Raw genomic sequence first — 25,649 nt, 5'->3', positions numbered from 1 at the left:
GTGGAGGGTGCGGAAACCACGCGGCGCCCGCCCCCGGTCGGGTGGGGGCGGGCGCCGTGCGGCCGGTCCGTACGCCGTTGTACGGGCGGAGTCCTGAGGGATTTACCCGGTCAGACGACCAGCGAGCGGTCGGTCGGGCGGATCGGGGCGGGCAGGGCGCTGGTCCCCGCCAGATAGCGGTCCACGCCACGGGCGGCCGAGCGGCCCTCGGCGATGGCCCACACGATCAGCGACTGGCCGCGGCCCGCGTCGCCGGCCACGAAGACGCCGTCGATGTTGGTGGCGAAGTCCGCGTCGCGGGCGACGTTGCCGCGCGCGTCCAGCTCCAGGCCGAACTGCTGGACCAGGCCGTTGTCCTGGTCGGTGCCGGTGAAGCCCATGGCGAGGGTGACCAGCTGGGCCGGGATCTTCCGCTCCGTGCCCGGCTTCTGCTCCAGCTTGCCGTCCTTGAACTCCACCTCGATCAGGTGGAGCCACTGCACATTGCCGTCCTCATCGCCCTCGAAGTGGGTGGTGGAGACGGAGTAGACCCGCTCGCCGCCCTCCTCGTGCGCGGAGGTGACCTTGTAGAGCATCGGGAAGGTCGGCCAGGGCTGGGCCGCGGAGCGCTCCTCGCCCGGGCGCGGCATGATCTCCAGCTGGGTGACCGAGGCGGCGCCCTGGCGGTGGGCGGTGCCGACGCAGTCCGCGCCGGTGTCGCCGCCGCCGATCACCACGACGTGCTTGCCCTCGGCGCTGATCGGGGTGGTGACGTAGTCGCCCTCCTGGACCTTGTTGGCCAGCGGCAGATATTCCATGGCCTGGTACACGCCACTCAGCTCGCGCCCGGGCACCGGCAGGTCGCGGGCGGTGGTGGCGCCGGCCGCGATGACCACCGCGTCGTACCGCTTGCGCAGCTTGGCGGCGTCCATGTCGCGGCCGATCTCCACGCCGGTGCGGAACTTGGTGCCCTCCGCGCGCATCTGCTCGATCCGGCGGTTGATGTGGCGCTTTTCCATCTTGAACTCGGGGATGCCGTAGCGCAGCAGTCCGCCGATGCGGTCGGCGCGCTCGTACACCGCGACCGTGTGGCCGGCCCGGGTCAGCTGCTGGGCGGCGGCCAGGCCGGCCGGCCCGGAGCCGATGACGGCGACGGTCTTGCCGGACAGCCGCTCGGGCGGCTGCGGGGTGACGTCGCCGGTCTCCCAGGCCTTGTCGATGATGGTGACCTCGACGTTCTTGATGGTCACCGCGGGCTGGTTGATGCCCAGCACACACGCGGCCTCGCACGGGGCGGGGCACAGCCGCCCGGTGAACTCCGGGAAGTTGTTGGTCGCGTGCAGCCGCTCGCTGGCCTCCCGCCAGTCCTCGCGGTAGGCGTAGTCGTTCCACTCGGGGATCAGGTTTCCGAGCGGGCAGCCGTTGTGACAGAACGGGATGCCGCAGTCCATACAGCGGCCGGCCTGCTTGCTGATGATCGGCAGCAGCGAGCCGGGGACGTAGACCTCGTTCCAGTCCTGGACGCGCTCGGCCACCGGGCGGGTCGCGGCGACCTCGCGGTCCGTGCTCAGAAAGCCCTTGGGATCAGCCATTGGTCGCCGCCTCCATCATCTTCTCGGTGGTCTCGGACTCGGAGAGCCCGGCTCGCTCGGCGGCGTCCTTGGCGGCGAGCACTGACTTGTACGTGGTGGGGATGATCTTGCTGAAGCGGGCGAGGGCGGCGTCCCAGTCGGCGAGCAGCGCGCCCGCGACGGTGGAGGCGGTCTCCTCGTGGTGGCGGCGCACCACATCGTGCAGCCACCGCTGGTCGGCCTCGTCGAGCGCCTCGATGGCCTCGATGTTGCCGGCGTTGACGTTGTCCCGGTCCAGGTCGACGACGTAGGCGATGCCACCGGACATGCCCGCCGCGAAGTTGCGGCCCGTCGGGCCGAGCACCACGGCCCGGCCGCCCGTCATGTACTCGCAGCCGTGGTCGCCCACGCCCTCGGAGACAACGGTCGCGCCCGAGTTGCGGACGCAGAACCGCTCGCCGACGCTGCCGCGCAGGAACATCTCGCCGCCGGTGGCGCCGTACGCGAGGGTGTTGCCCGCGATGGTGGAGTACTCGGTGAGGTGGTCGGCGCCCCGGTCCGGCCGGACGATCACCCGACCGCCGGACAGGCCCTTGCCGACGTAGTCGTTGGCGTCGCCCTCCAGCCGCAGGGTGACGCCGTGCGGCAGGAACGCGCCGAAGGACTGGCCGGCCGAGCCGGTGAAGGTGATGTCGACGGTGTCCTCGGGCAGGCCCGCGCCGCCGAACTTCTTCGTCACCTCGTGGCCGAGCATGGTGCCCACGGTCCGGTTGATGTTGCGGATGGTGACCTGGGCGCGGACCGGCTGGGCCGCCTCGGCGCTCTCCGCGTTCAGCGCGTCGGCCGCGAGCTTGATCAGCTCGTTGTCCAGCGCCTTCTCCAGGCCGTGGTCCTGGCTCACCACCTGGTGGCGCACCGCGCCCTCGGGCAGGTCCGGGACGTGCAGCAGCGGGGCGAGGTCCAGGCCCTGGGCCTTCCAGTGCGCCACGGCGCGGGTGGTGTCCAGCAGCTCGGCGTGGCCGACGGCCTCGTCCAGGGTGCGGAAGCCCAGCTCGGCCAGGAGCTCGCGGACCTCCTCGGCGATGAACTCGAAGAAGTTCACCACGAACTCCGGCTTGCCGCCGAACCGCTCGCGCAGCACCGGGTTCTGAGTGGCGATGCCGACCGGGCAGGTGTCCAGGTGGCAGACGCGCATCATGACACAGCCGGAGACGACCAGCGGGGCGGTCGCGAAGCCGAACTCCTCGGCGCCGAGCAGGGCGGCGATCACGACGTCGCGGCCGGTCTTCAGCTGGCCGTCGGTCTGCACCACGATGCGGTCGCGCAGGCCGTTGAGCAGCAGCGTCTGCTGGGTCTCGGCCAGGCCCAGCTCCCAGGGGCCGCCCGCGTGCTTGAGCGAGGTGAGCGGCGAGGCGCCGGTGCCGCCGTCGTGGCCGGAGATCAGCACCACATCGGCGTGCGCCTTGCTGACGCCCGCGGCCACGGTGCCGACGCCGACCTCGGAGACCAGCTTGACGTGAATGCGCGCCTTAGGGTTGGCGTTCTTCAGGTCGTGGATCAGCTGGGCGAGGTCCTCGATGGAGTAGATGTCGTGGTGCGGCGGCGGGGAGATCAGGCCGACGCCCGGGGTGGAGTGCCGGGTCTTGGCGACCCACGGGTAGACCTTGTGGCCGGGCAGCTGGCCGCCCTCGCCGGGCTTGGCGCCCTGCGCCATCTTGATCTGGATGTCGTCGGAGTTGACCAGGTATTCGCTGGTGACACCGAAGCGGCCGGAGGCGACCTGCTTGATCGCGGAGCGGCGCGCCGGGTCGTACAGACGCTCCGGGTCCTCGCCGCCCTCACCGGTGTTGGACTTGGCGCCCAGCTGGTTCATGGCGATCGCCAGGGTCTCGTGCGCCTCCATGGAGATGGAGCCGTACGACATGGCGCCGGTGGAGAAGCGCTTGACGATCTCAGCCGTGGACTCGACCTCCTCGAGCGGGATCGAGGGCCGGTCGCCCTTGAAGGCGAACAGGCCGCGCAGCGTCATCAGCCGCTCGGACTGCCCGTTCACCCGCTCGGTGTACTGCTTGAAGATGTCGTAGCGGCGGGAGCGGGTGGAGTGCTGAAGCCGGAAGACCGTCTCCGGGTCGAAGAGGTGCGGCTCGCCCTCGCGGCGCCACTGGTACTCGCCGCCGATCTCCAGCGCCCGGTGGGCGGAGGGGACGCCGGAGGCGGGGTAGGCCTTGGTGTGCCGGGCGGCGACCTCCTGGGCGATGACGTCCAGGCCCGCGCCGCCGATCTTGGTGGCGGTGCCGTGGAAGTAGCTGTCCACGAAGGACTCGTCCAGGCCGACGGCCTCGAAGACCTGCGCGCCGCGGTAGGAGGCGACGGTCGAGATGCCCATCTTGGACATCACCTTCAGCACGCCCTTGCCGAGCGCCTTGATCAGGTTGCGGATCGCGGTCTCGGCCTCGACGCCCGGCAGGAACGTCCCGGCGCGGACCAGGTCCTCGACCGACTCCATCGCCAGGTACGGGTTGACGGCCGCGGCGCCGTAGCCGATGAGCAGCGCGACATGGTGCACCTCGCGGACGTCGCCCGCCTCGATCAGCAGGCCCACCTGGCTGCGCTGCTTGGTGCCGATGAGGTGGTGATGGACGGCGGAGGTGAGCAGCAGGGAGGGGATCGGGGCGTGCTCGGCGTCCGAGTGGCGGTCGGAGAGCACGATCAGCCGGGCGCCGTCCTCGATGGCGGCGTCGGCCTCGGCGCAGATCTCCGTGAGGCGCGCGGCGAGCGCCTCGCCGCCCCCGCCGACCCGGTACAGGCCGGAGAGGGTCGCGGCCTTCAGGCCCGGCATGTCGCCGTCGGCGTTGATGTGGATGAGCTTGGCCAGCTCATCGTTGTCGATCACCGGGAAGGGCAGGGTGACGCTGCGGCAGGAGGCCGGGGTCGGCTCCAGAAGATTGCCCTGCGGGCCCAGCGAGGAGATCAGCGAGGTGACCAGCTCCTCGCGGATGGCGTCCAGCGGCGGGTTGGTGACCTGCGCGAACAGCTGGGTGAAGTAGTCGAACAGCAGCCGCGGCCGCTCGGAGAGGGCGGCGATCGGGGCGTCGGTGCCCATCGAGCCGATCGGCTCGGCGCCGGTCTTGGCCATCGGGGCCAGGATGACCCGCAGCTCCTCCTCGGTGTAGCCGAAGGTCTGCTGGCGGCGGGTGACCGAGGCGTGGGTGTGCACGATGTGCTCACGCTCCGGCAGATCCGTCAGGTCGACCAGCCCCGCGTCCAGCCAGTCGCCGTACGGCTGCTCGGTGGCGAGCGCGGCCTTGATCTCGTCGTCCTCGATGATGCGCCGCTCGGCGGTGTCGACCAGGAACATCCGGCCGGGCTGCAGCCGTCCCTTGCGCACCACCCTGGCCGGGTCGATGTCCAGGACGCCGACCTCGGAGGAGAGCACGACCAGGCCGTCGTCGGTGACCCAGTAGCGCCCGGGCCGCAGACCGTTGCGGTCGAGGACCGCGCCGACCTGGGTGCCGTCGGTGAAGGTGACGCAGGCCGGACCGTCCCAGGGCTCCATCATCGTGGAGTGGTACTGGTAGAAGGCGCGCCGCGCCGGGTCCATCGAGGGGTGGTTCTCCCAGGCCTCGGGGACCATCATCAGCACGCTGTGCGGCAGCGAGCGGCCGCCGAGGTGGAGCAGCTCCAGGACCTCGTCGAAGGTTGCGGAGTCGGAGGCGTCGGGGGTGCAGATCGGGAAGATCCGCTCCAGCGCCTTGTCCCCGAACAGGTCGCTGACCAGCTGCGACTCCCGGGCGCGCATCCAGTTGCGGTTGCCCTTGACCGTGTTGATCTCGCCGTTGTGGGCGACGAAGCGGTAGGGGTGGGCCAGCGGCCAGCTCGGGAAGGTGTTGGTGGAGAACCGCGAGTGGACCAGCGCGATGGCGGTGGCGAAGCGGCGGTCGGACAGGTCGGGGAAGAACGGCTCCAGCTGCCCGGTGGTCAGCATCCCCTTGTAGACCAGGGTGCGCGAGGAGAGCGACGGGAAGTAGACCCCGGCCTCCCGCTCGGCGCGCTTGCGCAGCACAAACGCCTTGCGGTCCAGGGCCAGCCCGCTGCTGGCGCCGTCGGTGACGAAGAGCTGGGAGAAGGCGGGCATGGTGGCGCGCGCGCCGTTGCCCAGCAGCTCGGGGGCGACCGGCACCTCGCGCCAGCCGAGGACGGTCAGGTCCTCCTCGGCGGCGATCCGCTCGATGTGCTCGGCGGCCGCGGCGCCGTCGGCCTCTCCGTCCGGGAGGAAGGCGATGCCCACGGCGTACGAACCGGCCTCGGGAAGCTCGAACCCGTCGACGCTCGTCCGCAGAAAGGCGTCCGGGACCTGCACCAGAATGCCGGCGCCGTCGCCGGAGTCGGGCTCGGAACCGGTGGCCCCGCGGTGCTCGAGGTTCCTCAGGACGGTGAGAGCCTGCTCCACGAGCTCATGGCTGGCCTCGCCGGTGAGGGTCGCCACGAAGCCGACGCCACAGGCGTCGTGCTCATCGCGCGGGTCGTACATCCCCTGTCGGGCGGGGTGGGATGCGGAGCGCATCGGCTCTCCCGTCGTCGTCACGGCATTTGGGTGTGCCGAGGGACGACGCTGGCCCTCCGCCAAGAAATTTTCGTGCAGGTTACATGATGGGACGCTTCTCGAAAAGCGGATAGCTTGTTCCATCATGCGGACACCGGGCACGGGGGGTGAAGTGAGGCAAAGGGGGATCAACCGATCACCCTGCCGCAGCGCGAAGCGGGCGACACTGCCCACGGCGCTACGGCGTTATGCCCGTCGGTAAACAGATTGAAACCGTCGAGTAACGGCGTAATCTTGCGGCTCGCCGTATGGTAAATCAACCCAAGGCCGTACCAAAGAGTGTGCCCAAGGCATATGTCACACCGGCCGCCGCGCCACCCAGTGCCAGCTGTCGCAGTCCGCTGAACCACCAGCTACGGGCGGTCACCCGCGCCACCACCGCACCGCACCCGAACAGCCCGATCAGCGCCAGCCCCACGGCCGGCCACAGCACCGTCGCACCCAGCAGATACGGCAGTACCGGCAGCAGCGCGCCCAGCGCGAACGAGCCGAACGAGGACACCGCCGCGACGAGCGGGGAGGGCAGATCGTCCGGGTCGATGCCCAGCTCCTCGCGGGCGTGTATCTCCAGCGCCTGCTCCGGGTCCTTCGACAGCTGCTCGGCCACCTGGCGCGCCAGGTGGGGCTCCACGCCCCGCGACTCGTACAGCGCCGCCAGCTCCTCCAGCTCGTCCACGGGATGCTTGCGCAGCTCGCGCCGCTCGACCTCCAGCTCGGCCTCCACCAGCTCACGCTGGGAGGCGACGGAGGTGTACTCCCCGGCCGCCATCGAGAACGCGCCGGCGGCAAGACCCGCCAGGCCGGTGATCACGATCGTCTGCCGGTCCACGGCGCCGCCCGCCACACCGGTCATCAGCGCGAGGTTGGAGACAAGACCGTCCATGGCACCGAAGACGGCCGGGCGCAGCCAGCCGCCGTTCACATCGCGATGGGTGTGATTGTCGCGGTGTGCGATGTGCGGTGGTTCGGTGCTCGTGATGACAGACCCCATGACGGACAAGCGCTCCCTTCGGGGGGTGCGGGCGCGGCCGCCCTCCACCCAACAGTTCGAAGGTACGCACGAATTCCCCGTCCCCGCCAGCAAGGAAGGCCGAACTTACCTCGCTGACCTGCGGAAACGCGAAGGCCGCCGAACCCGTCACGGGTCCGGCGGCCTCCGGAAGAGCTACTTCGACGGTTCGGCCGGCTCGGTCTCCGCCGTGGATTCCGCCTTCGACCCGGCCTTGGGCTCTCCTTCGGCCTTGGGCTCCGCCTCGGCCTTGGGCTTCACCTCGGCCTTGGACTTCACCTCGGCCTTGGGCTCCCTCTCAGCCCTGAGCTCCGCCTTCTCGCCGTCCTCACGGCCCGGCTCGCCGCCCTCGGACTGCTCCGCCTCGGCGGCCGCGGCGGGCTCCACGATCTCCTCCCGTCCGGGGGCCTTCTTCGCGGAGATCACGAAGTAGGCCACCGCCGCCAGGAAGACAAAGATCGACGTCCACTGGTTCAGCCGCATGCCCAGCACATGGTGGGCGGTGTCCACCCGCAGGGCCTCCCACCAGAAGCGGCCCACCGTGTACGTGGCGACGTACAGCGCGAACGCCCGGCCGTGCCCCAGCTTGAACCGCCGGTCCGCCCAGATCACCAGCAGCGCCACGCCCACGCACCACAGCGACTCGTACAGGAACGTCGGGTGGTACGTACCGGCGACGCGGCCTATGTCGGGGTCGGCGTCGATCTTCAGCGCCCACGGCAGATCGGTCTTCTTGCCGTACAGCTCCTGGTTGAACCAGTTGCCCCAACGGCCGATCGCCTGGGCGAAGGCGATCCCCGGCGCGACCGCGTCCGCCCACGCCGGGAGCGGGATCCCCCGGCGCCGGCAGCCGATCCAGGCGCCGAGGGCGCCCATCGCGATCGCACCCCAGATCCCGAGGCCGCCCTCCCAGATCTTGAAGGCGTCCACCCAGTCGCGACCGTCGGTGAAGTACAGCTCATAGTCGGTGATGACGTGGTACAGCCGGCCGCCGACCAGGCCGAAGGGCACCGCCCACACGGCGATGTCGGCGACCGTGCCGACCCGGCCGCCCCGGGCGACCCAGCGTCGGCCGCCGAGCCAGACCGCCACGAAGACACCGATGATGATGCAGAAGGCATAGCCGCGCAGCGGGATCGGGCCGAGGTAGATCACGCCGGACGACGGGCTGGGAATGTATGCGAGGTTCATGTCGGAGTCGACGCTACCGTGCCGGGCGGCGGATGCGGCAACCCACCCGGCGCAACGGCTGCATAACGAGCTACCCGGTCACCATCCGCTTGAGCTTCCGCGGACTCAGCGGCTTGTTCGGATCGCCGTAAATCGCCTTCCCGTCCAGCAGCACGGTCGGCGTCATGCTGTACCCCGAGCGAGCGAAGACGCCATTGGACTTCCGCACCCACCCATCGTGCTTGCCCTCCTGGACACACCTGCGGAAGACCTCGGTGTCCAGCCCCGGGACCTTGCCCGCGAGCTTGATCAGCCTCGTCTTGTCCGCGTACGAGTCCTTGGTCTCCGACGGCTGGTTCTTGTAGAGCACATCGTGGTACGCCACATACTTCCCGGCGTCCTGCGCGCAGGCCGCCGCGTTCGCCGCGTACAGCGAGCCGGTGCCGCCCATGTTGCCGTCGATGATCGTCACCAGGTGGTAGCGGATCTTCATCCGCCCCTTGTCCTCCAGCTGGTGCACGGTCTTGCGGAAGACGTCCTCGAACTGCTTGCAGCCGGGGCAGCGGAAGTCCTCGTACACGGTCAGCGTCTTCTTCGCGCTCGACTTCCCCGTCGGGATCACCGTGCCGGTCGCGCCCCGGGGAGCGACCGCCCGGCTGCCGGACTTCCCCGAGTCCCCGCCGCTCTTCGCGGCGACCATGCCCACCCCGGCGGCCACCCCGAGCACGGCCACGACCGCCCCGGCCACGCCCAGGCCGCGCCTGCGCCTGGCGCGGGCCCGGTCCTTCTCTCGCTGTTCCCGCAGCCGCTCCCGGGCGCTGCGCTTACCCTCACGGTTTTTCTCGCTCACGCCTCGACAACGAGGCGGAGGAGCCTTAGCTGGGCTCCTCCGCCCCGTATTCGCTCTAACGGGGGACGCGAACGCCCTCCGCCAGCTCACCCGCCAGCACCCGGACGGCCGCCAGCCCCGTCTCCAGGTCCTCGGCGTCCATCAGCCGCCGCACGAACGCCGTCCCGACGATGACGCCATCCGCGTACTCGGCCACCTCGGCGGCCTGCCGGGGGTTGGACACCCCGAGCCCCACGCACACCGGCAGCGAGGTCGTCGCACGGGTACGCGCCACCAGCTCCCGAGCCCCCTGCCCCACCGATTCGCGGGTGCCGGTAACGCCCATGATCGAGGCCGCGTACACAAAGCCGCTGCCCGCCGCGGTGATCTTCGCCAGCCGCTCGTCGCTGCTGCTCTGCGCCACCACGAAGACCGTGGCGAGACCATGCTGCTCGGCGGCCTTCCGCCACCCCTCCGACTCCTGGACCGGCAGATCGGGCAGGATGCAGCCCGCCCCGCCCACCGCGGCCAGATCGGCGGCGAACCGCTCGACGCCGTACCGGTCCACCGGGTTCCAGTACGTCATGCACAAGACGGGCGCCCCGGTCCGCTCATGCACCTCGCCGACCGTACGGATCACATCGCGAATGCGAACACCGCCCCGCAGCGCGATGTCGTCGGCGGTCTGGATGACCGGGCCGTCCAGCACCGGGTCGCTGTACGGCAGGCCGACCTCGATCACATCGCAGCCGCCCTCGACCATCGCCGTCATCGCCCGCACCGCGGCGTCGACGGTCGGGTAACCGGCCGGCATATAGCCGATGAGCGCGGCGCGCCCCTCCTCCTTGGCCCTCGCCAGCACGGACCCCAGCAGCTCTGCGCTCATCACTTCTCTCCCTCGTAGAGCCCGAAATACCGCGCGGCCGTGTCCATGTCCTTGTCGCCCCGGCCCGACAGGTTGACCAGCACCAGCCCGTCACTGCCCAGCTCACGCCCCAGCTCGAGCGCCCCCGCCAGAGCGTGCGCGCTCTCGATCGCCGGGATGATCCCCTCGGTGCGCGACAGCAGCCGCAGCGCCTGCATCGCGGCGTCGTCGGTGACCGCTCGGTACTCGGCCCGCCCCGTGTCCTTCAGATACGCGTGCTCCGGCCCGACCCCCGGGTAGTCCAGACCGGCCGAGATCGAGTACGGCTCCAGAATCTGCCCGTCCTCGTCCTGGAGCACATACGACCGGGAGCCATGCAGAATGCCCGGCTCCCCCTTGGTCAGCGTGGCCGCGTGCTCCCCGGTCTCCACGCCGTGCCCGGCCGGCTCGAAGCCGACCAGCCGCACGGACTCGTCCTTCAGGAAGGCGTGGAAGAGCCCCATGGCGTTCGACCCACCCCCGACACACGCCACCGCCGCATCCGGCAGCCGCCCGACCCGCTCCAGGATCTGCCGCCGCGCCTCCACGCCGATCACCCGTTGGAAGTCGCGCACCATCGCCGGGAACGGATGCGGTCCGGCGACGGTCCCGAACAGATAGTGCGTACGGTCCACGTTGGCCACCCAGTCGCGGAACGCCTCGTTGATCGCGTCCTTCAGCGTCCGACTGCCGGTCTTCACGGCGACGACCTCGGCGCCCAGGATCCGCATCCGCGCGACGTTGAGCGCCTGACGCTCGGTGTCGACCTCACCCATGTAGACGACACACTCGAGCCCGAACAGCGCACAGGCCGTGGCCGTGGCCACGCCGTGCTGCCCGGCGCCGGTCTCGGCGACCACCCGGGTCTTCCCCATGCGCTTGGCGAGCAGCGCCTGGCCCAGCACGTTGTTGATCTTGTGGGATCCGGTGTGGTTGAGATCCTCGCGCTTCAGGAAGATCCGCGCACCGCCCGCGTGCTCCGCGAACCGCGCCACCTCGGTCAGGGCGCTGGGCCGCCCCGTGTAGTTGACCAGCAGATCCTCGAGCTCAGCGGCGAACGACGGGTCGGCCTTCACCTTGTCGTACTCGGCGGCGACCTCATCCACCGCGGCGACCAGCGCCTCGGGGATGAACGTGCCACCGAACGCGCCGAAATACCCCTCGGCGCTGGGGACGTGACCCTCCGGGTCCGGGACAAAGAAGTCAGACGGCATCTGACGTACTCCTCAGTCGGGGCGGATACCCCACAACTCATAACGGACAAATGACCACGATGATCGCTGCGCGCGGCAGCACGCGAGGGGGAGGAGGAGGGGAGAGGGAAAGACGCGCGCCCAACTGGGCCGGAGCCGGTCCATCAGTGGAGAGCCGAAGCCAACCCACACCGCACCCGGGACGCACCGAAACCGGAGGCTCCGCCCCCGGCACCCACCACGAACCCTCAGCGCACCCCGCGCAACGGGCGAACCCCGCGCAACGAGCGACGCTCAGCACGCCATCGGCGCCCGTTGACCTGCCCAGGCTCGCACCCGATGTGGTACCGCACGCGCCGCCCCCGCACCCGCCTCGCGGGCGCGCGGCAGCCACGGGGGCGGCACCCCCGGGCCAGGCGCGCGTACGTGTCCATTGAGGGCTCAGTCCCGCCCGTGCCGCAGTGCCGGGTGCGCACCCGCCGCGACCAGGTCGGCGACCGCGCCCTTAGGGTCACGGCCGGTGACCAGGGACTCGCCCACCAGCACGGCGTCCGCGCCGTCGTTCGCGTATGCGATCAGATCGTGCGGACCGCGCACACCCGACTCCGCGATCTTCACGATGTGGTCCGGGATCTCCGGCGCGACGCGCGCGAAGGTCCCGCGGTCCACCTCGAGCGTCTTCAGGTTCCGCGCGTTGACGCCGATCATCCGCGCCCCCGCGTCCACCGCCCGCGCGACCTCTTCCTCGTCGTGCACCTCGACGAGCGGCGTCAGCCCGATCGACTCGGCACGCTCGATGAGCGAGACCAGCGCCTCCTGGTCCAGCGCGGCGACGATGAGCAGGACGACATCCGCGCCGTACGCCCGCGCCTCCCACAGCTGGTACGAGGTGACGATGAAGTCCTTGCGCAGCACCGGGATGTCGACCTTCGCCCGCACTGCCTCCAGGTCGGCCAGCGACCCGCCGAACCGCCGCTGCTCCGTGAGCACGCTGATGACCGCGGCGCCGCCCGCCTCGTAGTCGGCGGCGAGGCCGGCCGGGTCGGCGATCGCGGCAAGCGCGCCCTTGGACGGGCTGGATCGCTTGACCTCGCAGATCACCTTGACGCTGTCGCCCTTGAGCGCGGCCACCCCGTCCTTGGCCTGCCGAGCCTTGGCGGCCCGCTCCTTGAGCTCGTCGAGGGTGACGCGCGCCTGCCGCTCCGCGAGGTCGGCACGGACTCCGTCGATGATCTCGTCGAGCACACTCACGCGAGCGGCCCCCTTCCGGACGGGGATGGAGCTTCTGATCACTACTGGCGCAGCGGGCGTCCACTCGGAGGCGAGCGCTTCACCAGGCACTGCGATGGTATCTGCCGGAGGACCGAGGTCTCGCATCCGGTTGACGCGGACCTGCACAATCGACCAACGCCGGGCCGATACGGAACCAACGGCCACCCGTATAAATCAACGGTCATGGCGTGAGAAAACTTCCGAAGGGGAGGTTCCGGATAACGGTGAAACCCAGGACCACCCCGCCGATCACCCACCCATGGACGGCCCGCAGCGGCACCACCGGCCCCGCCGACGCAGCCATCCGCCCCCGCGCGCACTCCAACAACCACCGTAGCCACACCGCGGCGAATCCAAGACAGCCGAGGACGGCGAGCGCATTGGCCCCGAGCGCGGTGAGCGGCTCACCGTGGGCGACCGCGTACGCGCTGCGCAGCCCGCCGCAGCCGGGGCAGTACACGCCGGTGAGCCTCAGCAGCGGGCAGGCGGGGTAGTGGCCCGGCTCGTTCGGATCGACGAGCCCCACGAAGGCGAAGGCGGCCACGACCGCCGCGAGGGCGCCCACGGGGGCGGCCAACCGACGCGTGAGCCCGGCTCCACGGGACCCGTAAGCCTCGGGGGCATCGGAGGCATCGAGAGGCTCGGGGACTGCCGACGGCACGGGTGTTTCCTCGGTCACATCGCCAAGTCTTCCCGCGGACATGCGAAGGCGCAGCTCAGGGCCCGCGTACCTGCCCCTGTACGGCCGTACGCCCCGGCCCCGCGCCGCGCCTTGGGCCGGACCCGCGCCTCGATGCGGATCAGGCGGATCAGGCAGGTCGGGCGGATCAGGCGGGTGAGGCGGGTCGCCTCAGTCCCGCCCCCGGGTCACTGCTGGGCCTGCGCCTGCGGCTGGGCCTGCCGCTGCACCTGCGGCTGCCGCTTCGGCGTCATCCCGAGACCGGCCGCGCGCATCGCCAGGCCGACGACACCACCGAGGGCCACCACGACCATGCCCGCCCAGAAACCGATCGGGTTGGCCAGCACGACGAACGCACCGGCGATACAGAAGCCGATGAAGGCGATGGTGACACCGGTCCAGGCGGCCGGGGTGTGTCCGTGGTTGTTACCCGCCATGAATACTCCTCGTTGCTCTACTGCCCGGGTTCCGGGCGCGCGGGGCGAACGCTCCCACGTCATTGTCCCCGACGGGTGAAGCCGCCTTGAGCGGGGGTGCGCTTAGGCCGGGGTTCGGCCAGGACGCTGCGACCGGACCGCCGGGTCGCTCAGGCCAAGTCCGCCGGGTCGCTCAGGCCTGGCCCGACCGCTCCGTCGGGTCCTCGCCTCGGTCGAGGGCCTTCCACAGCTCCTCGGGCCGCTCCGGATCCCCCGCGGCCGCGGACCCACCGCGCCGCGCACGGGCCGCCGCGCGGCTCCCCTCGCCGCCCCCCGCGCGCTCGTACCGCCCGGACATGGCGGGCCAGTGGCGGCCGTAGCCCAGCGCGAGCACCCCGGCGAGCAGCAGCAGCAGCCCGCCCACCAAGGCGACCCAGGGCCACGGGGTGTACGCGACGTCGTGGATGGCGCTGTCGGCCAGGCCGGTCGCCTGGGACGCCTTCTCCTCGAGCGCCGCCTTGTCGGACGCGCCCATCAGCGAGCTGACCACGATCCCCGCCCCGCTGAGGGCCAGCAGTCCGGAGACGACCCAGCGCCCGAGGCGGTTGACGGCGAACACCGCGACGAGCGCGGCGAGGCCGACGACCGCCAGCGCTCCGGGCAGCCCGGTGATGTCGTCCCCGTTCGCATGCTGCGGCAGGGTGCCCTTGGCGACCGCCGCCGTGCCCTTGGCCCAGGTGCGGCTGGTGGCCAGCAGCACGAGCGCGGCGCCGAGCGCGCCGGACAGCAGGGCGACGCCGAGGCTGCGTCTACGGCCGCGCACGGCTGAGGCGGTGGGCTCGTGGTGGGCCCGGGGCTGGGGTACGGCTGCTGCACTCACGCGTACCACTATCCCCCACGGGTCGGACAAACCCCGCCCCGGGGATACCTCCCGGGGCGTATCCCCGGGAATGCGGGCCCAGCGCGTCAGCCCCGCTCCAGCCGTCCCGCCGTGTGCACGGCCCGCAGCACCGCCGCCGCCTTGTTCCGGCACTCCGCGTCCTCCGCCGCCGGGTCGGAGTCGGCGACGATCCCCGCGCCGGCCTGGACGTACGCCGTCCCGTCCCGCAGCAGCGCCGTACGGATGGCGATCGCGGTGTCGGAGTCGCCCGCGAAGTCGAGATATCCGACACATCCCCCGTACAGCCCGCGGCGGCTCGGCTCCAGCTCCTCGATGATCTGCATGGCGCGCGGCTTGGGGGCGCCGGAGAGGGTGCCGGCGGGGAAGCAGGCGGTGAGCACGTCGAAGGCCGTGCGGCCCTCGGCGAGCCTGCCGGTCACGGTGGAGACGATGTGCATGACGTGGCTGTAGCGCTCGATCGACATGAAGTCGACGACCTCGACGCTGCCGGGCCGGCAGACCCGGCCGAGGTCGTTGCGCCCCAGGTCGACGAGCATGAGGTGCTCGGCGCGCTCCTTGGGGTCGGCGAGGAGTTCGTCGGCGAGGGCGGTGTCCTCCTGGGGCGTGGCGCCGCGGGGCCGCGTACCGGCGATCGGGTGCACCATCGCCCGCCCGTCCTCGACCTTGACCAGCGCTTCCGGGCTGGAGCCCACGACGTCGAACCCGTCGAAGCGGAAGAGGTACATATACGGGCTCGGGTTGGTGGCCCGCAGCACGCGGTAGACGTCCAGGGCGCTCGCCGCGCAGGGCGTCTCGAACCGCTGGGAGGGCACGACCTGGAAGGCCTCGCCCGCGCGGATGCGCTCCTTGACGTCCTCCACGGCCGCCATGAAGTCCGGCCCGCCCCACAGGGCGGTGTATTCGGGGAGCTCGGAGGCCGGCAGGGCGGTGGGGTCCGTGGGGACGGGGCGGGCCAGGTCGGCGGCCATCGCGTCGAGTCGCGCCACGGCGTCCGCGTACGCCTCGTCGACGCCCGTGTCGAGGTCGTTGTGGTTGATCGCGTTGGCGATCAGCAGGACGGTGCCGTCCCAGTGGTCGAGCACGGCGAGATCCGAGGTGAGCAGCATGGTCAGCTCGGGCAGCCGCAGATCGTCCCGGCCGCTCTCGCCGATCTTCTCCAGGCGGCGCACGATGTCGTAGCCGAGGTAGCCGACCATGCCTCCGGTGAACGGCGGCAGATGGACCAGCCCGCCGAGGTCGCGGGGGGTGTGCAGGGTCTCGATGGTCGCGCGCAGCGCCTCCAGCGGGTCGCCCTCGGTGGGGACGCCGACGGGCGGGGCGCCCAGCCAGTGCGCATGGCCGTCACGCTCGGTGAGGGTGGCGGCGCTGCGTACGCCGATGAAGGAGTAGCGGGACCAGGACCGGCCGTTCTCGGCGGACTCCAGGAGGAAGGTGCCGGGGCGCTCGGCGGCGAGCTTGCGGTAGAGCCCGACCGGGGTGTCGCCGTCCGCGAGCAGCCGCCGGCTGACGGGGATGACGCGGCGGTCGGCCGCCAGCTTGCGGAAGGTCTCGAGGTCCATCGTGTGCGCACCCTGGGTCATGGCTGGCGAGCCTACTGGCCGACCGGCAGGACGTCGGAATCGAAACAGGTGCGGTCGCCGGTGTGGCAGGCCGCGCCGACCTGGTCCACCTTGACCAGGATGGTGTCGGCGTCGCAGTCGAGGGCGACGGACTTGACCAGCTGTATGTGCCCGGAGGTGTCGCCCTTGACCCAGTACTCCCGGCGGCTGCGGCTCCAATAGGTGCACCGGCCGGTGGTGAGGGTGCGGCGCAGCGCCTCGTCGTCCATCCAGCCGAGCATCAGCACCTCACCGGTGTCGTACTGCTGGGCGATGGCGGGGACGAGGCCGTCGGCGTTGCGCTTGAGGCGGGCGGCGAGGGCCGGGTCGAGGGCGGAGGGGCGGTCGGAGCCGGTCATGCGACCATTCTGCACTCCCCGGGCCGGGAGGTGATTCCGAGCTCCCCGGGGCCGGGGCCGCCGTGGATCCCGATGGCTCGGTTGTCGGTGGGATGGGGCATGCTTCGGGCATGACGTTTCCGCCGTCGCCGAACGACTCCAACCGATCTGGAAACGGCGGGGGGTTCGGGCCGCCGCCGGAGCAAGGTTTCGGGCCGCCGCCCGAGCAGGGCCAGGGGCAGGGCTTCGGGCCGCCTCCGGAGCAGGGCTTCGGGCCGCCCGCGCAGCCCGGCCTGCCCGCGCCGCAGGGCCAGCTGCCGCCGTCGGGCGGCTTCGGACCGCCCGCCGGCGCACTGCCTCCCGGCGCGCTCCCGCCCGGCGCCTTTCCCCCCGGTCTCCTGCCTCCGCCACCGCCGCCCCCCGGCCCGAGCGGGGCCAGGGTCGCGGCGATCGCCATCGCCGCGGTGGTCGCGGGCGCGCTGGTCATCGGCGGGATCCTGATCGGCATGCGCGACGACGGCGGCAAGACCGAGGCGTCCGGCGACGAGACGGCACACGCGTCGGCCGACGCGAAGTCGTCGGACTCCCCCTCGGCCTCGGCCTCCGCGTCGGCGGCGGAGTCCGAGGCTCCCTCCGACGGAGCGTCCGGCTCGGCGGACCCCGGGCAGGGCGCGCCGCTGGGCGGCGGCAGCGACGTCCCCGACGGCGGTACGACCCCCTCGGCCTCCGCGTCGGGGGACCCCGCCGACCTGGTGCCGTATGTGGTGCTCAAGCCCGGCGAGTGCTTCGACCACCCCTCGCTGGACAGCAGCGTGACAAAGGTCGAGAAGCGGGGGTGCAACGGTCCGCACGACGGTGAGGTGGTCGCCAACGAGACGCTGACCGGGGACTTCTCCACCGAGAAGGCAATCCAGGACAAGGCGCTGACGCTGTGCGAGACGGACGCCAAGGAACGGCTGAAGTCCATACCGAACGACGGCCGACTGTATTACTACTACGCGCTCTATCCGGCGCTGGGCACCTACCGGATCCGGGGCGAGGACCAGATCTCCTGCGCGCTGACGCTAAGCTCGGGCCCGAACGGCAAGAAGCTGACCAAGCCGCTCCCGGGGTGACGGGGTGACGGGGCCTCATCCGGGGTGACCCCGGGCGAGCGGTGGCCGCGGTGGCACCGCGCCGGTGGCACCGCGCCGGTGGCACGGCGCCGGTGGCGGGGGCTGGACGGCGGTCGTAGGGTGGGCGGTATGTCCACTCACGCGAGGCGCGAACGGCTGCTCCTGGCCGACCTGTTGGAGACCGCGGGCTCCGAGGCCCCGACGCTGTGCGAAGGCTGGACCACCCATGACCTGGCCGCCCATCTGGTGGTCCGCGAGCGCCGCGCGGACGCGGCCGCCGGCCTGCTGCTCAAGCCGCTGGCCGGGCGGCTTGAGCGGGTGCAGGCCGAGTTCGCCGCGAAGCCGTACGCGGAGCTGATCCAGCTCTTCCGCGAGGGCCCGCCGCGGATGTCGCCGTTCGCCGTCAAGCAGGTGGACGAGGCGGCCAACACCGTCGAGTTCTACGTCCACGCCGAGGACATCCGCCGGGCCCAGCCGGACTGGCAGCCGCGCGAGATCGACCCGGTCTTCGCCGACGCGCTGTGGTCCAGGATCGAGCGGATCGCCAAGACGATCGGCCGCAGATCCCCGGTCGGTCTGGTGCTGCGCCGCCCGGACGGCCGTACGGTGGTGGCGCACCGCGGCACCCCGGTGGTCACGGCCACCGCGGACCCGGGCGAGCTGGCGGTCTTTCTGTTCGGCCGCCAGGACGCCGCCCGGGTCGAGTTGGAGGGCGACAAGGAGGCGGTGGCCATGCTCCACACCGCCAAGCTCGGCATCTGACGCGGCGTCCGGCGGAACGCCGGCCCACCGCCCCCTCGCCGCACAGCCCTTCACCTCACCACGGTCACCGCGCCAGGTTCACCGCGTCCGATTCACCGCGCCGCCCGGTTCACCGCGGCCAGGACGGCGTGTACCGAGGCGGTGAGCACGGAGGTGTCCTGACCGGCGCCCCATCGCGTGGTGCCATCGACGCGGCATTCGACGTAGGCCACGGCGGGGCTGCCGGGTCCGGCGGCCGTCGCGTGCTCGGCGTAGTGGAGGATGTCCACGGCGATCCCGGCGCCGGCCAGGGCGTCGGCGAAGGCGGACAGCGGCCCGTTGCCCGTGCCCACGTATTCATCTACGTCCTCGCCTGTGTGCAGCTCGCAGACGAAGCGGTGCTCGCCGGGGCCGGTCTCCTGGGTGGTCCACGACGTGAGGGTGACCGGGCCGTCGTGACCGGGGGCGAGATAGGACGCGCGGAACAGCTCCCACAGGTCCTTGGCCGAGGCCTCCCGCCCGCTGTCGTCGGTGGCGGCCTGCACGGCGCGGGAGAAGTCGGCGCGCAGCCGCTTCGGCAGGTCCAGGCCGTAGTGCGCCTGGAGCAGATGGGCGATGCCGCCCTTGCCGGACTGGCTGTTGACGCGGATGACCGCCTCGTAGGTGCGCCCCACGTCGGCCGGGTCGATCGGCAGATACGGCACCGCCCACGGCGTCTGCCCCTCCGGCACTCCGGACTCGGCGGCCCGCCGGGCGTGCTGGGCCAGCCCCTTGCTGATGGCGTCCTGGTGGGTGCCGGAGAAGGCCGTATAGACCAGCTCGCCGCCGTAGGGGTGGCGGGGGTGGACCGGCAGCCGGTTGCAGTGCTCGACGGTGTCGCGGATCGCGTCGATGTCGGAGAAGTCGATCATCGGGTCCACGCCCTGGGCGTAGAGGTTCAGGGCGAGCGTCACCAGGTCGACGTTGCCCGTTCGCTCGCCATTGCCGAACAAGCAGCCCTCGACGCGCTGGGCACCCGCCAGAACGGCCAGTTCCGCGCAGGCGACCCCGGTGCCCCGGTCGTTGTGCGGGTGCACGGAGAGGACGACGTCCGAGCGCCGCTCCAGGTGGCGGTGCATGTACTCGATCTGGTCGGCGTACACGTTGGGGGTGGCGCACTCGACGGTGGCGGGCAGGTTGTGGATCACCGGCCGCTCGGGGCAGGCGTCCCACAGCTCGGTCAGGCCGTTGCAGACCTCCAGCACGAAGTCGGGCTCGGTGAGGTTGAAGACCTCCGGGGAGAACTGGAACCGGATGTCCTCGGGGCGCGCCTCGGCGAGCCGGGCCAGGTGCCCGGCGGCGTCCCGGATCATCCCGTACACCTCGCCGCGGCTGCGGTCGAGCACCACCTCGCGCCAGACGGGGGCGGTGGCGGTGTACAGATGCACCACTGAGCGGGGCAGGCCCTCGATGGCGGCGAAGGTCCGCTCGATCAGATCGCGGCGGGCCGGGGTGAAGACCACCACGGTCACATCGGCGGGGACCGCGTCGCTCTCCGCGAGGTGGCGTACGAAGTCGAAGTCGGTCTGGCTCGCGGAGGGGTAGCCGACCTCGATCTCCTTGAAGCCCATCGCGACCAGGAGGTCGAACATCCGGCGCTTGCGCGGGGTGTCCATCGGCTCGGCCAGGGCCTGGTTGCCGTCGCGCAGATCCACCGGCACCCACAGCGGGGCCCGCTCGATCCGGCGCCCCGGCCAGGTGCGGTCGTCGGTCAGCGGCACCGCGACCCTGTCGTACACGGACCGGTAGCGGTGGTACGGCATGGCGCTGGGGCGCTGCGGGTTCCAGGAGGGGGCGTCATATCGAGGGGTGGTGGGCTCGTCGTACTGAACAGCCATGAGGCCGGGATTTCCTTCGCTCGATCGGGAGGCGACCGGCAAGCACGGCACCCCGCGGCGGGGTGCCGGTCCGGTCAGGCCCCGCCGCGGCAGCCGAGAAGAATGAGCCCGCGCAGCGTCATGCGGACAGGCTAGCCACATGTCAGGTCCTCAGACAAGCTGAGAACCTGTGGAATTGAGAGGCACGTCGGACTCCCGCCGGACGCCCTGAGAAGCTATGAGCCTCCACCGACGACGAGATGACGCCCCCTGAAAGGTGACCCGGATGCCGCTAGGCGCCCTCCGCCCCACCCCCCTGGTCGAACAGGCGGCCGCGCGGCTGCGCGAGGAGATCACCGGAGGCCACTGGCCGGTCGGCACCAAGCTCCCCGGGGAGACCACCCTGGCCAAGACCCTGGGCGTGGGCCGCTCCACCGTGCGCGAGGCGGTCCGCGTCCTGGCCGGGGCGGGGCTGGTGCGGGCCCGTCAGGGCTCCGGCGTCTTCGTCATCGCCACCGAGCCCGCCGAGGACTGGCCCGCCCGGCTCCGCCGCGCGGCCGTCACCGACGTCTTCGAGGTGCGCATGCTGGTCGAGGTCCAGGCCGCCCGCCTGGCCGCGCTGCGCCGCACCGACGCCGACCTCACCACCCTGAACGCGGCGCTGGACGCCCGGAGCGCCGCGGCCGCGGGCGATGACGCCGCGTTCGTCGACGCGGACATCGCGCTGCACGCGGCAGTGGTCGGCGCCGCGCACAACCCCGTACTCATCGACCTGTTCGCCGAATTCGTCCCCCGGCTGCGGCAGGCCCTGATCGACCTGGTGGACCTGCTCGCCCTGCGCACCGGGGCGACCGGGACACCGAACCCGGGTGACGAGGCCCACTCCGCCCTGGTCAGGGCCGTCGGGCGCGGCGACGCGGACATGGCGGGCCGTGTGCTGCGAGCCGAGCTGGAGCAGACCCTGGCGCTGCTGCGCGACGGCCGCCCCGACTGAGCGACGCGGCGAGCGAGGTTTTCAACCGTCGAGCGAGATCGCGGCCTTGGCCCGCTCGACCGACTCCTCGGAGGCCGGCCCGCCTGGATTCTCCGTGGCCAGCGCCTGGTTGAGCTCGACGAACGGCCGCATGCGCCGTTCGTACGCGGCGAACCCGGCGCGGTGGTCGCCGTCCGCCCGGCCGAGCGCGTCGGCCAGCACATAGGCGCCCACCAGGGCCAGGCTGGTGCCCTGGCCCGACAGCGGAGACGCACAGTAGCCCGCGTCCCCGAGCAGCGCCACCCGCCCCCGCGACCAGCGCTCCATCCGGATCTGCGCCATCGCGTCCGAGTAGAAGTCGGACGCCTCCCACATCGCCTTGAGCATCCTCGGCGCCTCCCAGCGGACGGCGGTCATCCGGTCGGCGAGCGCCCGCTTCTGCCCCTCGATATCGCGGTGGTCGACCCGCTGCTCCTGGGGCCCGGCCGCCCAGCCGAAGGTGATCCTCGACTCGGAGTTGTCGCGTACGGGGAGGAAAGAGGGACCTTCGCAGTCTCCGAGCCCGTGGAACCCGGCGCAGCCGCGGCGTCACGCGACGGCCCGTCCCACACCGGCCAAGAACATTACGGGCGAACCGCCGGATCGATCAGCGATCGAACCCCGCTGACGAATCGAGGCTAACTTTGCCCGGCCGCAGCCGGAGTGATTTCATCCGATTCAGCTAGCATGCGTTTTTATTCGCGATGTGGTGCGGCGGGCCAGGGGAGGGACGGCCGCAGCACCGGACGCGCTGATGTTCTCTACGGGAGGTAACGGGGAAATGTCGTTCGACAGCGAGTGGTCTCAGCTCAAGGCCGACGCGGCCGGGCAGCAGAGCGCCCATACGCGACTCAACCAGCTTGCCGCGGCCGGCGGTGGCGGCGGGGGCGAGGACGGCGGCAAGGCCTCCGATCTCATCGTTCAGCAGGACGACTTGGGCGCCGTGGGGCACGAGGCCTTCGTCCTGCACGGGAAGCTGCAGAAGGCGGCCGACATCGCCGGGGCCGGGGCGAACAAGGAGGGCGTGGGGTCGTCCATGCAGTCGGCCAAGGCGCTGAGCGACCACAACTTCACCATGGGCGAGGAGCTGAGCACGACGGTGTCCGTCTGGACTTCCCAGGTGAAAACCATGCTGCAGATGTGCGCCCATATCTCCAATCACCTGGACTACTCGAAGAAGAGTCACGCGAATGACGACGAGCTGATCGCGGCCTCGTTTCGAAACCGGGACGGCTCGGCCGTGAGCGTTTCCGAGATATCCGAGATGGTGAAGTAGCGGAAACGGGGGAATGACGATGGGGACTCTCACTTACGCGGATCTCGTCGGGGTCGATCTGGGAAAGCTCAGTACCGCGGTCACGGACTGGAAGTCCGTTGTCGATGGTTTGAAGAAGCTGATGAGCGATGCGCGTTCGGGCCTGCTGAAGAAGTCGGAGGGTGCGCGGTGGGCTGGGCTCAACGCGACCGTCACGCGTGAATTCGTCAGCAAGACCGCGAAAGAGTTCGAGGACCTGTACAAGGAGGCCAGCAGCATCTGGGCCATCCTGGACGACGCGCATTCCCAGCTGACTGCGATTCAGTCCAAAGTCAAGTCGCTCGTCGCAAGCGCGCAGGACGACGGGTTCAGGGTCTCCGACAACTCCGACGGCACCGTGAGTTTCCATGAGTTCGGGGACGGCGGGTCGTGGTGGTCACTGGACTCCACGCAGTCGTACACCGAAGCCGTCAATCATGAAATTCGCCGGGCCGTCACGATCGACGGTCTGGCCAAGCGCGCGCTGGCCAAGATCCACGGCGGAGACCCGTCCGACGCGGGCCACGCCCAATACCACTCTCTGCTGGAGGCATAACAGGGGAGTCGTGACAGTGGAGCCCGGTGGCCTTGGGAAGCCCAAGGTGTCTGCGCGCGCACGGCCGGAGGGGCCGGTGGCGGGTCGGCGCTGGCGGGCGGCCTCCTGGAGCACTTCCACGAGGACAACGTGGGGTCCCGGGTGCCGGTCCGGGTTGGTCGGGGCGCACGACCCTGCGCCTGCCCACCCGTGCGGCGGCCCCCGCCTCCCGCCGGGACTGGACGCAGGTCCGTATCCGTTTCCGCTTGCCCGCCCACGTCCCCGCCGACGCTGCCCTGTGCCCTCCCACCCTGCGCCTACGCGACGGCCGTCTCCTGATGACCGATTGGCCTGGTTATAGCGAGATCGCGTTCTTGGCCCGCTCGACCGACTCCTCGGAGGCCGGCCCGCCGGGATTCTCCGTGGCCAGCGCCTGGTTGAGCTCGACGAACGGCCGCATGCGCCGCTCGTACCGGTCGAACGCCGCGCGGTGGTCGCCGTCCGCTCGGCCCAGCGCGTCGGCCAGCACATAGGCGCCCACCAGGGCCAGGCTGGTGCCCTGGCCCGACAGCGGAGACGCACAGTAGCCCGCGTCCCCGAGCAGCGCCACCCGCCCCCGCGACCAGTGCTCCATCCGGATCTGCGCCATCGCGTCCGAGTAGAAGTCGGACGCCTCCCACATCGCCTTGAGCATCCTCGGCGCCTCCCAGCGGACGGCGGCCATCCGGTCGGCGAGCGCCCGCTTCTGCCCCTCGATATCGCGGTGGTCGACCCGCTGCTCCTGGGGCCCGGCCGCCCAGCCGAAGGTGATCCTCAGCTCGGAGTTGTCGCGTACGGGGTAGATGCCGTAGCCGGCGGTGCCGTCCCTGAGCCACAGCTGCCAGTCGTCCAGGCCCAGGAAGTTGTCCGCGCGGAAGATCGCCACATGCATCCCGAGGGGGTGGGCGAACTCCTCCTCCGGGCCGAAGGCCAGGCCGCGCACGGTCGAGTGCTGCCCGTCGGCGCCGACCACCAGGTCGAAGCCGCGCGACCGCCCGCTCTCGAAGTCCACGCGCACGCCGTGCTCGTCCTGGCGGAGGGCCGCGACGCCGTCCCCGAAGACATACTCCGCGCCGCCACGGGTCCGCTCGTACAGCAGCCCGGTGAGGTCCTCGCGCAGCAACTCGATGTCGTCGCTGTCGAGCCGGCCGCTGCTGTACGTCTTGTCGGTGGACCGCTCGATCTCGTTGCCGTCGCCATCGAGCACCGACATGCCGCGCATCCGGGTGCGCAGCTCGCGCGCCCGCTCCAGCAGCCCCATGCGTCGGACGACCTCGATGGCCACGCCGCGGATGTCCACCGCCTGCCCGCCGGCGCGCGGGGCGGGCGCGCGCTCGACCACGGTCGGGGCGAAGCCGTGGTGGCGCAGCCAGTAGGCGAGGGCGGGGCCGGCGAGGCCGGCGCCGGAGATGAGCACAGTCTTCATGGGAAGCTCCTTCATACGGTGTACGCGACCTGGGTACACATCTGAATGTACACCGTACGCATGCCGTCCCAGCTGCGCTTTCACCCTCAGCTGCCCTAGTACAGTCCCTGACTCCACCCCACTCCCCCTGCTAACGTCTGCACTAGTACAGGAGCAGCGAGCCGGAAAACAGCCGCGAAAAAACGAAGGGACGGAGTTGGAGATGCCCCCCGAGCCCGATCCGCCCTATCTGCGCATCGTCACCGAGATCCGGCGCCGCATCGCCGACGGCGAACTGACCCCTGGCGACCGGGTGCCCTCGACCCGCCAGATCGCCAAGGAGTGGGGCGTCGCCCTCGCCACCGCCACCAAGGCGCTCACCACCCTGCGCCTGGAAGGCCTCGTCGAGGCACGGCCCCGGGTCGGCACGGTCGTGGCCGCCCAGGTCGCCGCCCCTTCCCCACGCCGCACCCCACCGCCCCCGGGCCCCGAACACGAGCTGACCCGCGAACGCATCGTCCGCGCGGCCATCGAGATCGCCGATTCCGAGGGGCTGGCCGCGCTGTCGATGCGCGGCGTCGCGGCGCGGCTGGGCGTGGCCGCGATGTCGCCATATCGCCATGTCGGCAGCAAGGAGGACCTCGTACTCCTCATGGCCGACACCGCGTTCGGCGAGAAGTCCTATCCCGCCGACCCTCCCACCGGCTGGCGCCCCCGCCTGGAACTGGCCGCGCGCACCCTATGGGCCCTCTACCGCGAACACCCCTGGCTGGCCCAGACCGGCCCCCTCACCCGCCCCCTGCTGCTGCCCAACCTGATGGTCCACGCCGAGTGGGTGCTCGACACCCTCGACGGCCACGGCCTCGACCCGAAGACCGTCCTCGACCTGCACGTCCTCCTCTACAGCTACATCCAGGGCATCGCGGTCAACCTGGAACAGGAGGCCCAGGCCGAGGCCGCCACGGGCCTGTCGGAGGACGAGTGGATGGACCGTCAGGCCCAGGCCTTCCAGGCGATCACCACCTCCCCCCGCTACCCGGCGTTCACCCGCCTCACCGCCGCCCTCCCCGACGGCTACGACCTCCGCCTCGACGAGCTCTTCGAGTTCGGCCTGGGGCCGCTGCTCGACGGGATCGCCGTCATCATCGAGGGCCGTTAGGCGTCGTACCGGAGGCCGTTGGCGGGCGCCG

At 71.3% G+C, this 25,649-nt stretch carries 23 protein-coding genes; 6 read left to right on the top strand and 17 right to left on the bottom strand.

The window, feature by feature from the left end:
• Positions 1-110 precede the first annotated feature (110 nt).
• From ACWY4P_RS39820 to hisI, 14 genes are all read right to left on the bottom strand, one after another.
• Entirely contained in the window at positions 111-1,571 is a 1,461-nt protein-coding gene (locus ACWY4P_RS39820; RefSeq protein WP_456205500.1) for a glutamate synthase subunit beta, read from the bottom strand.
• Positions 1,564-6,114 carry a glutamate synthase large subunit gene (gene gltB / locus ACWY4P_RS39815; protein ID WP_456205499.1) on the bottom strand — a complete coding sequence of 1,517 codons (4,551 nt, stop codon included), beginning with the start codon at positions 6,112-6,114 and terminating at the stop codon, positions 1,564-1,566. The genes ACWY4P_RS39820 and gltB overlap by 8 nt, the downstream gene beginning before the upstream one ends.
• Positions 6,115-6,409: 295 nt before the next feature.
• Positions 6,410-7,144 (bottom strand): VIT1/CCC1 transporter family protein, encoded by a 735-nt coding sequence (locus ACWY4P_RS39810; RefSeq protein ID WP_456205498.1) that lies wholly within the window; start codon positions 7,142-7,144, stop codon positions 6,410-6,412.
• A gap of 174 nt (positions 7,145-7,318) precedes the next feature.
• Positions 7,319-8,353 (bottom strand): prolipoprotein diacylglyceryl transferase, encoded by a 1,035-nt coding sequence (gene lgt / locus ACWY4P_RS39805; RefSeq protein WP_456205497.1) that lies wholly within the window; start codon positions 8,351-8,353, stop codon positions 7,319-7,321.
• 70 nt (positions 8,354-8,423) lie between these two features.
• Positions 8,424-9,182, bottom strand: a complete 759-nt coding sequence (locus tag ACWY4P_RS39800) for a DsbA family protein (protein ID WP_456205495.1) — start codon at positions 9,180-9,182, stop codon at positions 8,424-8,426.
• A 55-nt stretch (positions 9,183-9,237) separates the two neighbouring features.
• Entirely contained in the window at positions 9,238-10,047 is an 810-nt protein-coding gene (gene trpA / locus ACWY4P_RS39795) for a tryptophan synthase subunit alpha (RefSeq protein WP_456205493.1), read from the bottom strand.
• Entirely contained in the window at positions 10,047-11,279 is a 1,233-nt protein-coding gene (gene trpB / locus ACWY4P_RS39790; RefSeq protein ID WP_456205492.1) for a tryptophan synthase subunit beta, read from the bottom strand. Before trpB ends, trpA begins: the two co-directional genes overlap by 1 nt.
• Before the next feature lie 227 nt (positions 11,280-11,506).
• The gene (trpM, locus tag ACWY4P_RS39785; protein ID WP_456205490.1) at positions 11,507-11,692 is read right to left on the bottom strand and encodes a tryptophan biosynthesis modulator TrpM; all 186 of its coding nucleotides are present in this window, start codon (positions 11,690-11,692) and stop codon (positions 11,507-11,509) included.
• A 7-nt stretch (positions 11,693-11,699) separates the two neighbouring features.
• The gene (gene trpC / locus ACWY4P_RS39780) at positions 11,700-12,509 is read right to left on the bottom strand and encodes an indole-3-glycerol phosphate synthase TrpC (RefSeq protein ID WP_456205488.1); all 810 of its coding nucleotides are present in this window, start codon (positions 12,507-12,509) and stop codon (positions 11,700-11,702) included.
• A 202-nt stretch (positions 12,510-12,711) separates the two neighbouring features.
• Complete coding sequence (locus ACWY4P_RS39775; RefSeq protein WP_456205487.1) at positions 12,712-13,233, bottom strand: DUF2752 domain-containing protein; 522 nt, start codon at positions 13,231-13,233, stop codon at positions 12,712-12,714.
• Positions 13,234-13,397: 164 nt separating this feature from the next.
• Positions 13,398-13,646 (bottom strand): HGxxPAAW family protein, encoded by a 249-nt coding sequence (locus ACWY4P_RS39770; protein ID WP_456205486.1) that lies wholly within the window; start codon positions 13,644-13,646, stop codon positions 13,398-13,400.
• A gap of 172 nt (positions 13,647-13,818) precedes the next feature.
• Complete coding sequence (locus ACWY4P_RS39765; protein ID WP_456205484.1) at positions 13,819-14,505, bottom strand: TIGR02234 family membrane protein; 687 nt, start codon at positions 14,503-14,505, stop codon at positions 13,819-13,821.
• Between the two features lie 86 nt (positions 14,506-14,591).
• Entirely contained in the window at positions 14,592-16,085 is a 1,494-nt protein-coding gene (locus tag ACWY4P_RS39760) for an anthranilate synthase component I (protein WP_456213217.1), read from the bottom strand.
• 32 nt (positions 16,086-16,117) lie between these two features.
• A complete protein-coding gene (hisI, locus tag ACWY4P_RS39755) occupies positions 16,118-16,483 on the bottom strand; it encodes a phosphoribosyl-AMP cyclohydrolase (protein ID WP_456205482.1) in 366 nt (121 codons plus the stop codon).
• A gap of 110 nt (positions 16,484-16,593) precedes the next feature.
• On the opposite strand from hisI, the gene ACWY4P_RS39750 reads away from it, so the two are divergent.
• Together ACWY4P_RS39750 and ACWY4P_RS39745 are read left to right on the top strand one after the other, a co-directional pair.
• The gene (locus ACWY4P_RS39750; RefSeq protein WP_456205481.1) at positions 16,594-17,577 is read left to right on the top strand and encodes a hypothetical protein; all 984 of its coding nucleotides are present in this window, start codon (positions 16,594-16,596) and stop codon (positions 17,575-17,577) included.
• Positions 17,578-17,706: 129 nt separating this feature from the next.
• Complete coding sequence (locus ACWY4P_RS39745) at positions 17,707-18,339, top strand: TIGR03085 family metal-binding protein (RefSeq protein ID WP_456205479.1); 633 nt, start codon at positions 17,707-17,709, stop codon at positions 18,337-18,339.
• 92 nt (positions 18,340-18,431) lie between these two features.
• Here the strand turns inward: ACWY4P_RS39745 and leuA are convergent, their stop codons facing one another.
• The gene (gene leuA, locus ACWY4P_RS39740) at positions 18,432-20,195 is read right to left on the bottom strand and encodes a 2-isopropylmalate synthase (protein WP_456205478.1); all 1,764 of its coding nucleotides are present in this window, start codon (positions 20,193-20,195) and stop codon (positions 18,432-18,434) included.
• A 265-nt stretch (positions 20,196-20,460) separates the two neighbouring features.
• On the opposite strand from leuA, the gene ACWY4P_RS39735 reads away from it, so the two are divergent.
• Complete coding sequence (locus ACWY4P_RS39735) at positions 20,461-21,168, top strand: FadR/GntR family transcriptional regulator (protein ID WP_456205477.1); 708 nt, start codon at positions 20,461-20,463, stop codon at positions 21,166-21,168.
• A gap of 21 nt (positions 21,169-21,189) precedes the next feature.
• Here the strand turns inward: ACWY4P_RS39735 and ACWY4P_RS39730 are convergent, their stop codons facing one another.
• Complete coding sequence (locus ACWY4P_RS39730; protein ID WP_456213216.1) at positions 21,190-21,651, bottom strand: FAD-dependent monooxygenase; 462 nt, start codon at positions 21,649-21,651, stop codon at positions 21,190-21,192.
• Positions 21,652-21,967: 316 nt separating this feature from the next.
• Between ACWY4P_RS39730 and ACWY4P_RS39725 the strand changes: the two genes are divergently transcribed.
• On the top strand, positions 21,968-22,462 hold the full coding sequence (locus tag ACWY4P_RS39725) for a hypothetical protein (RefSeq protein WP_456205476.1): 495 nt from the start codon (positions 21,968-21,970) through the stop codon (positions 22,460-22,462).
• Between the two features lie 19 nt (positions 22,463-22,481).
• Positions 22,482-23,036 (top strand): hypothetical protein, encoded by a 555-nt coding sequence (locus ACWY4P_RS39720; protein ID WP_456205474.1) that lies wholly within the window; start codon positions 22,482-22,484, stop codon positions 23,034-23,036.
• A gap of 334 nt (positions 23,037-23,370) precedes the next feature.
• On the opposite strand, the gene ACWY4P_RS39715 is transcribed toward ACWY4P_RS39720, so the two are convergent.
• Positions 23,371-24,480 carry an FAD-dependent monooxygenase gene (locus ACWY4P_RS39715; RefSeq protein ID WP_456205472.1) on the bottom strand — a complete coding sequence of 370 codons (1,110 nt, stop codon included), beginning with the start codon at positions 24,478-24,480 and terminating at the stop codon, positions 23,371-23,373.
• Between the two features lie 202 nt (positions 24,481-24,682).
• Between ACWY4P_RS39715 and ACWY4P_RS39710 the strand changes: the two genes are divergently transcribed.
• A complete protein-coding gene (locus ACWY4P_RS39710; RefSeq protein ID WP_456205471.1) occupies positions 24,683-25,618 on the top strand; it encodes a GntR family transcriptional regulator in 936 nt (311 codons plus the stop codon).
• Positions 25,619-25,649 lie beyond the last annotated feature (31 nt).

This window comes from Streptomyces sp. LZ34, from assembly GCF_053890475.1.
Note: the sequence above shows the minus strand (reverse complement) of the source record. Positions and strands in the feature narration are given on the sequence as shown.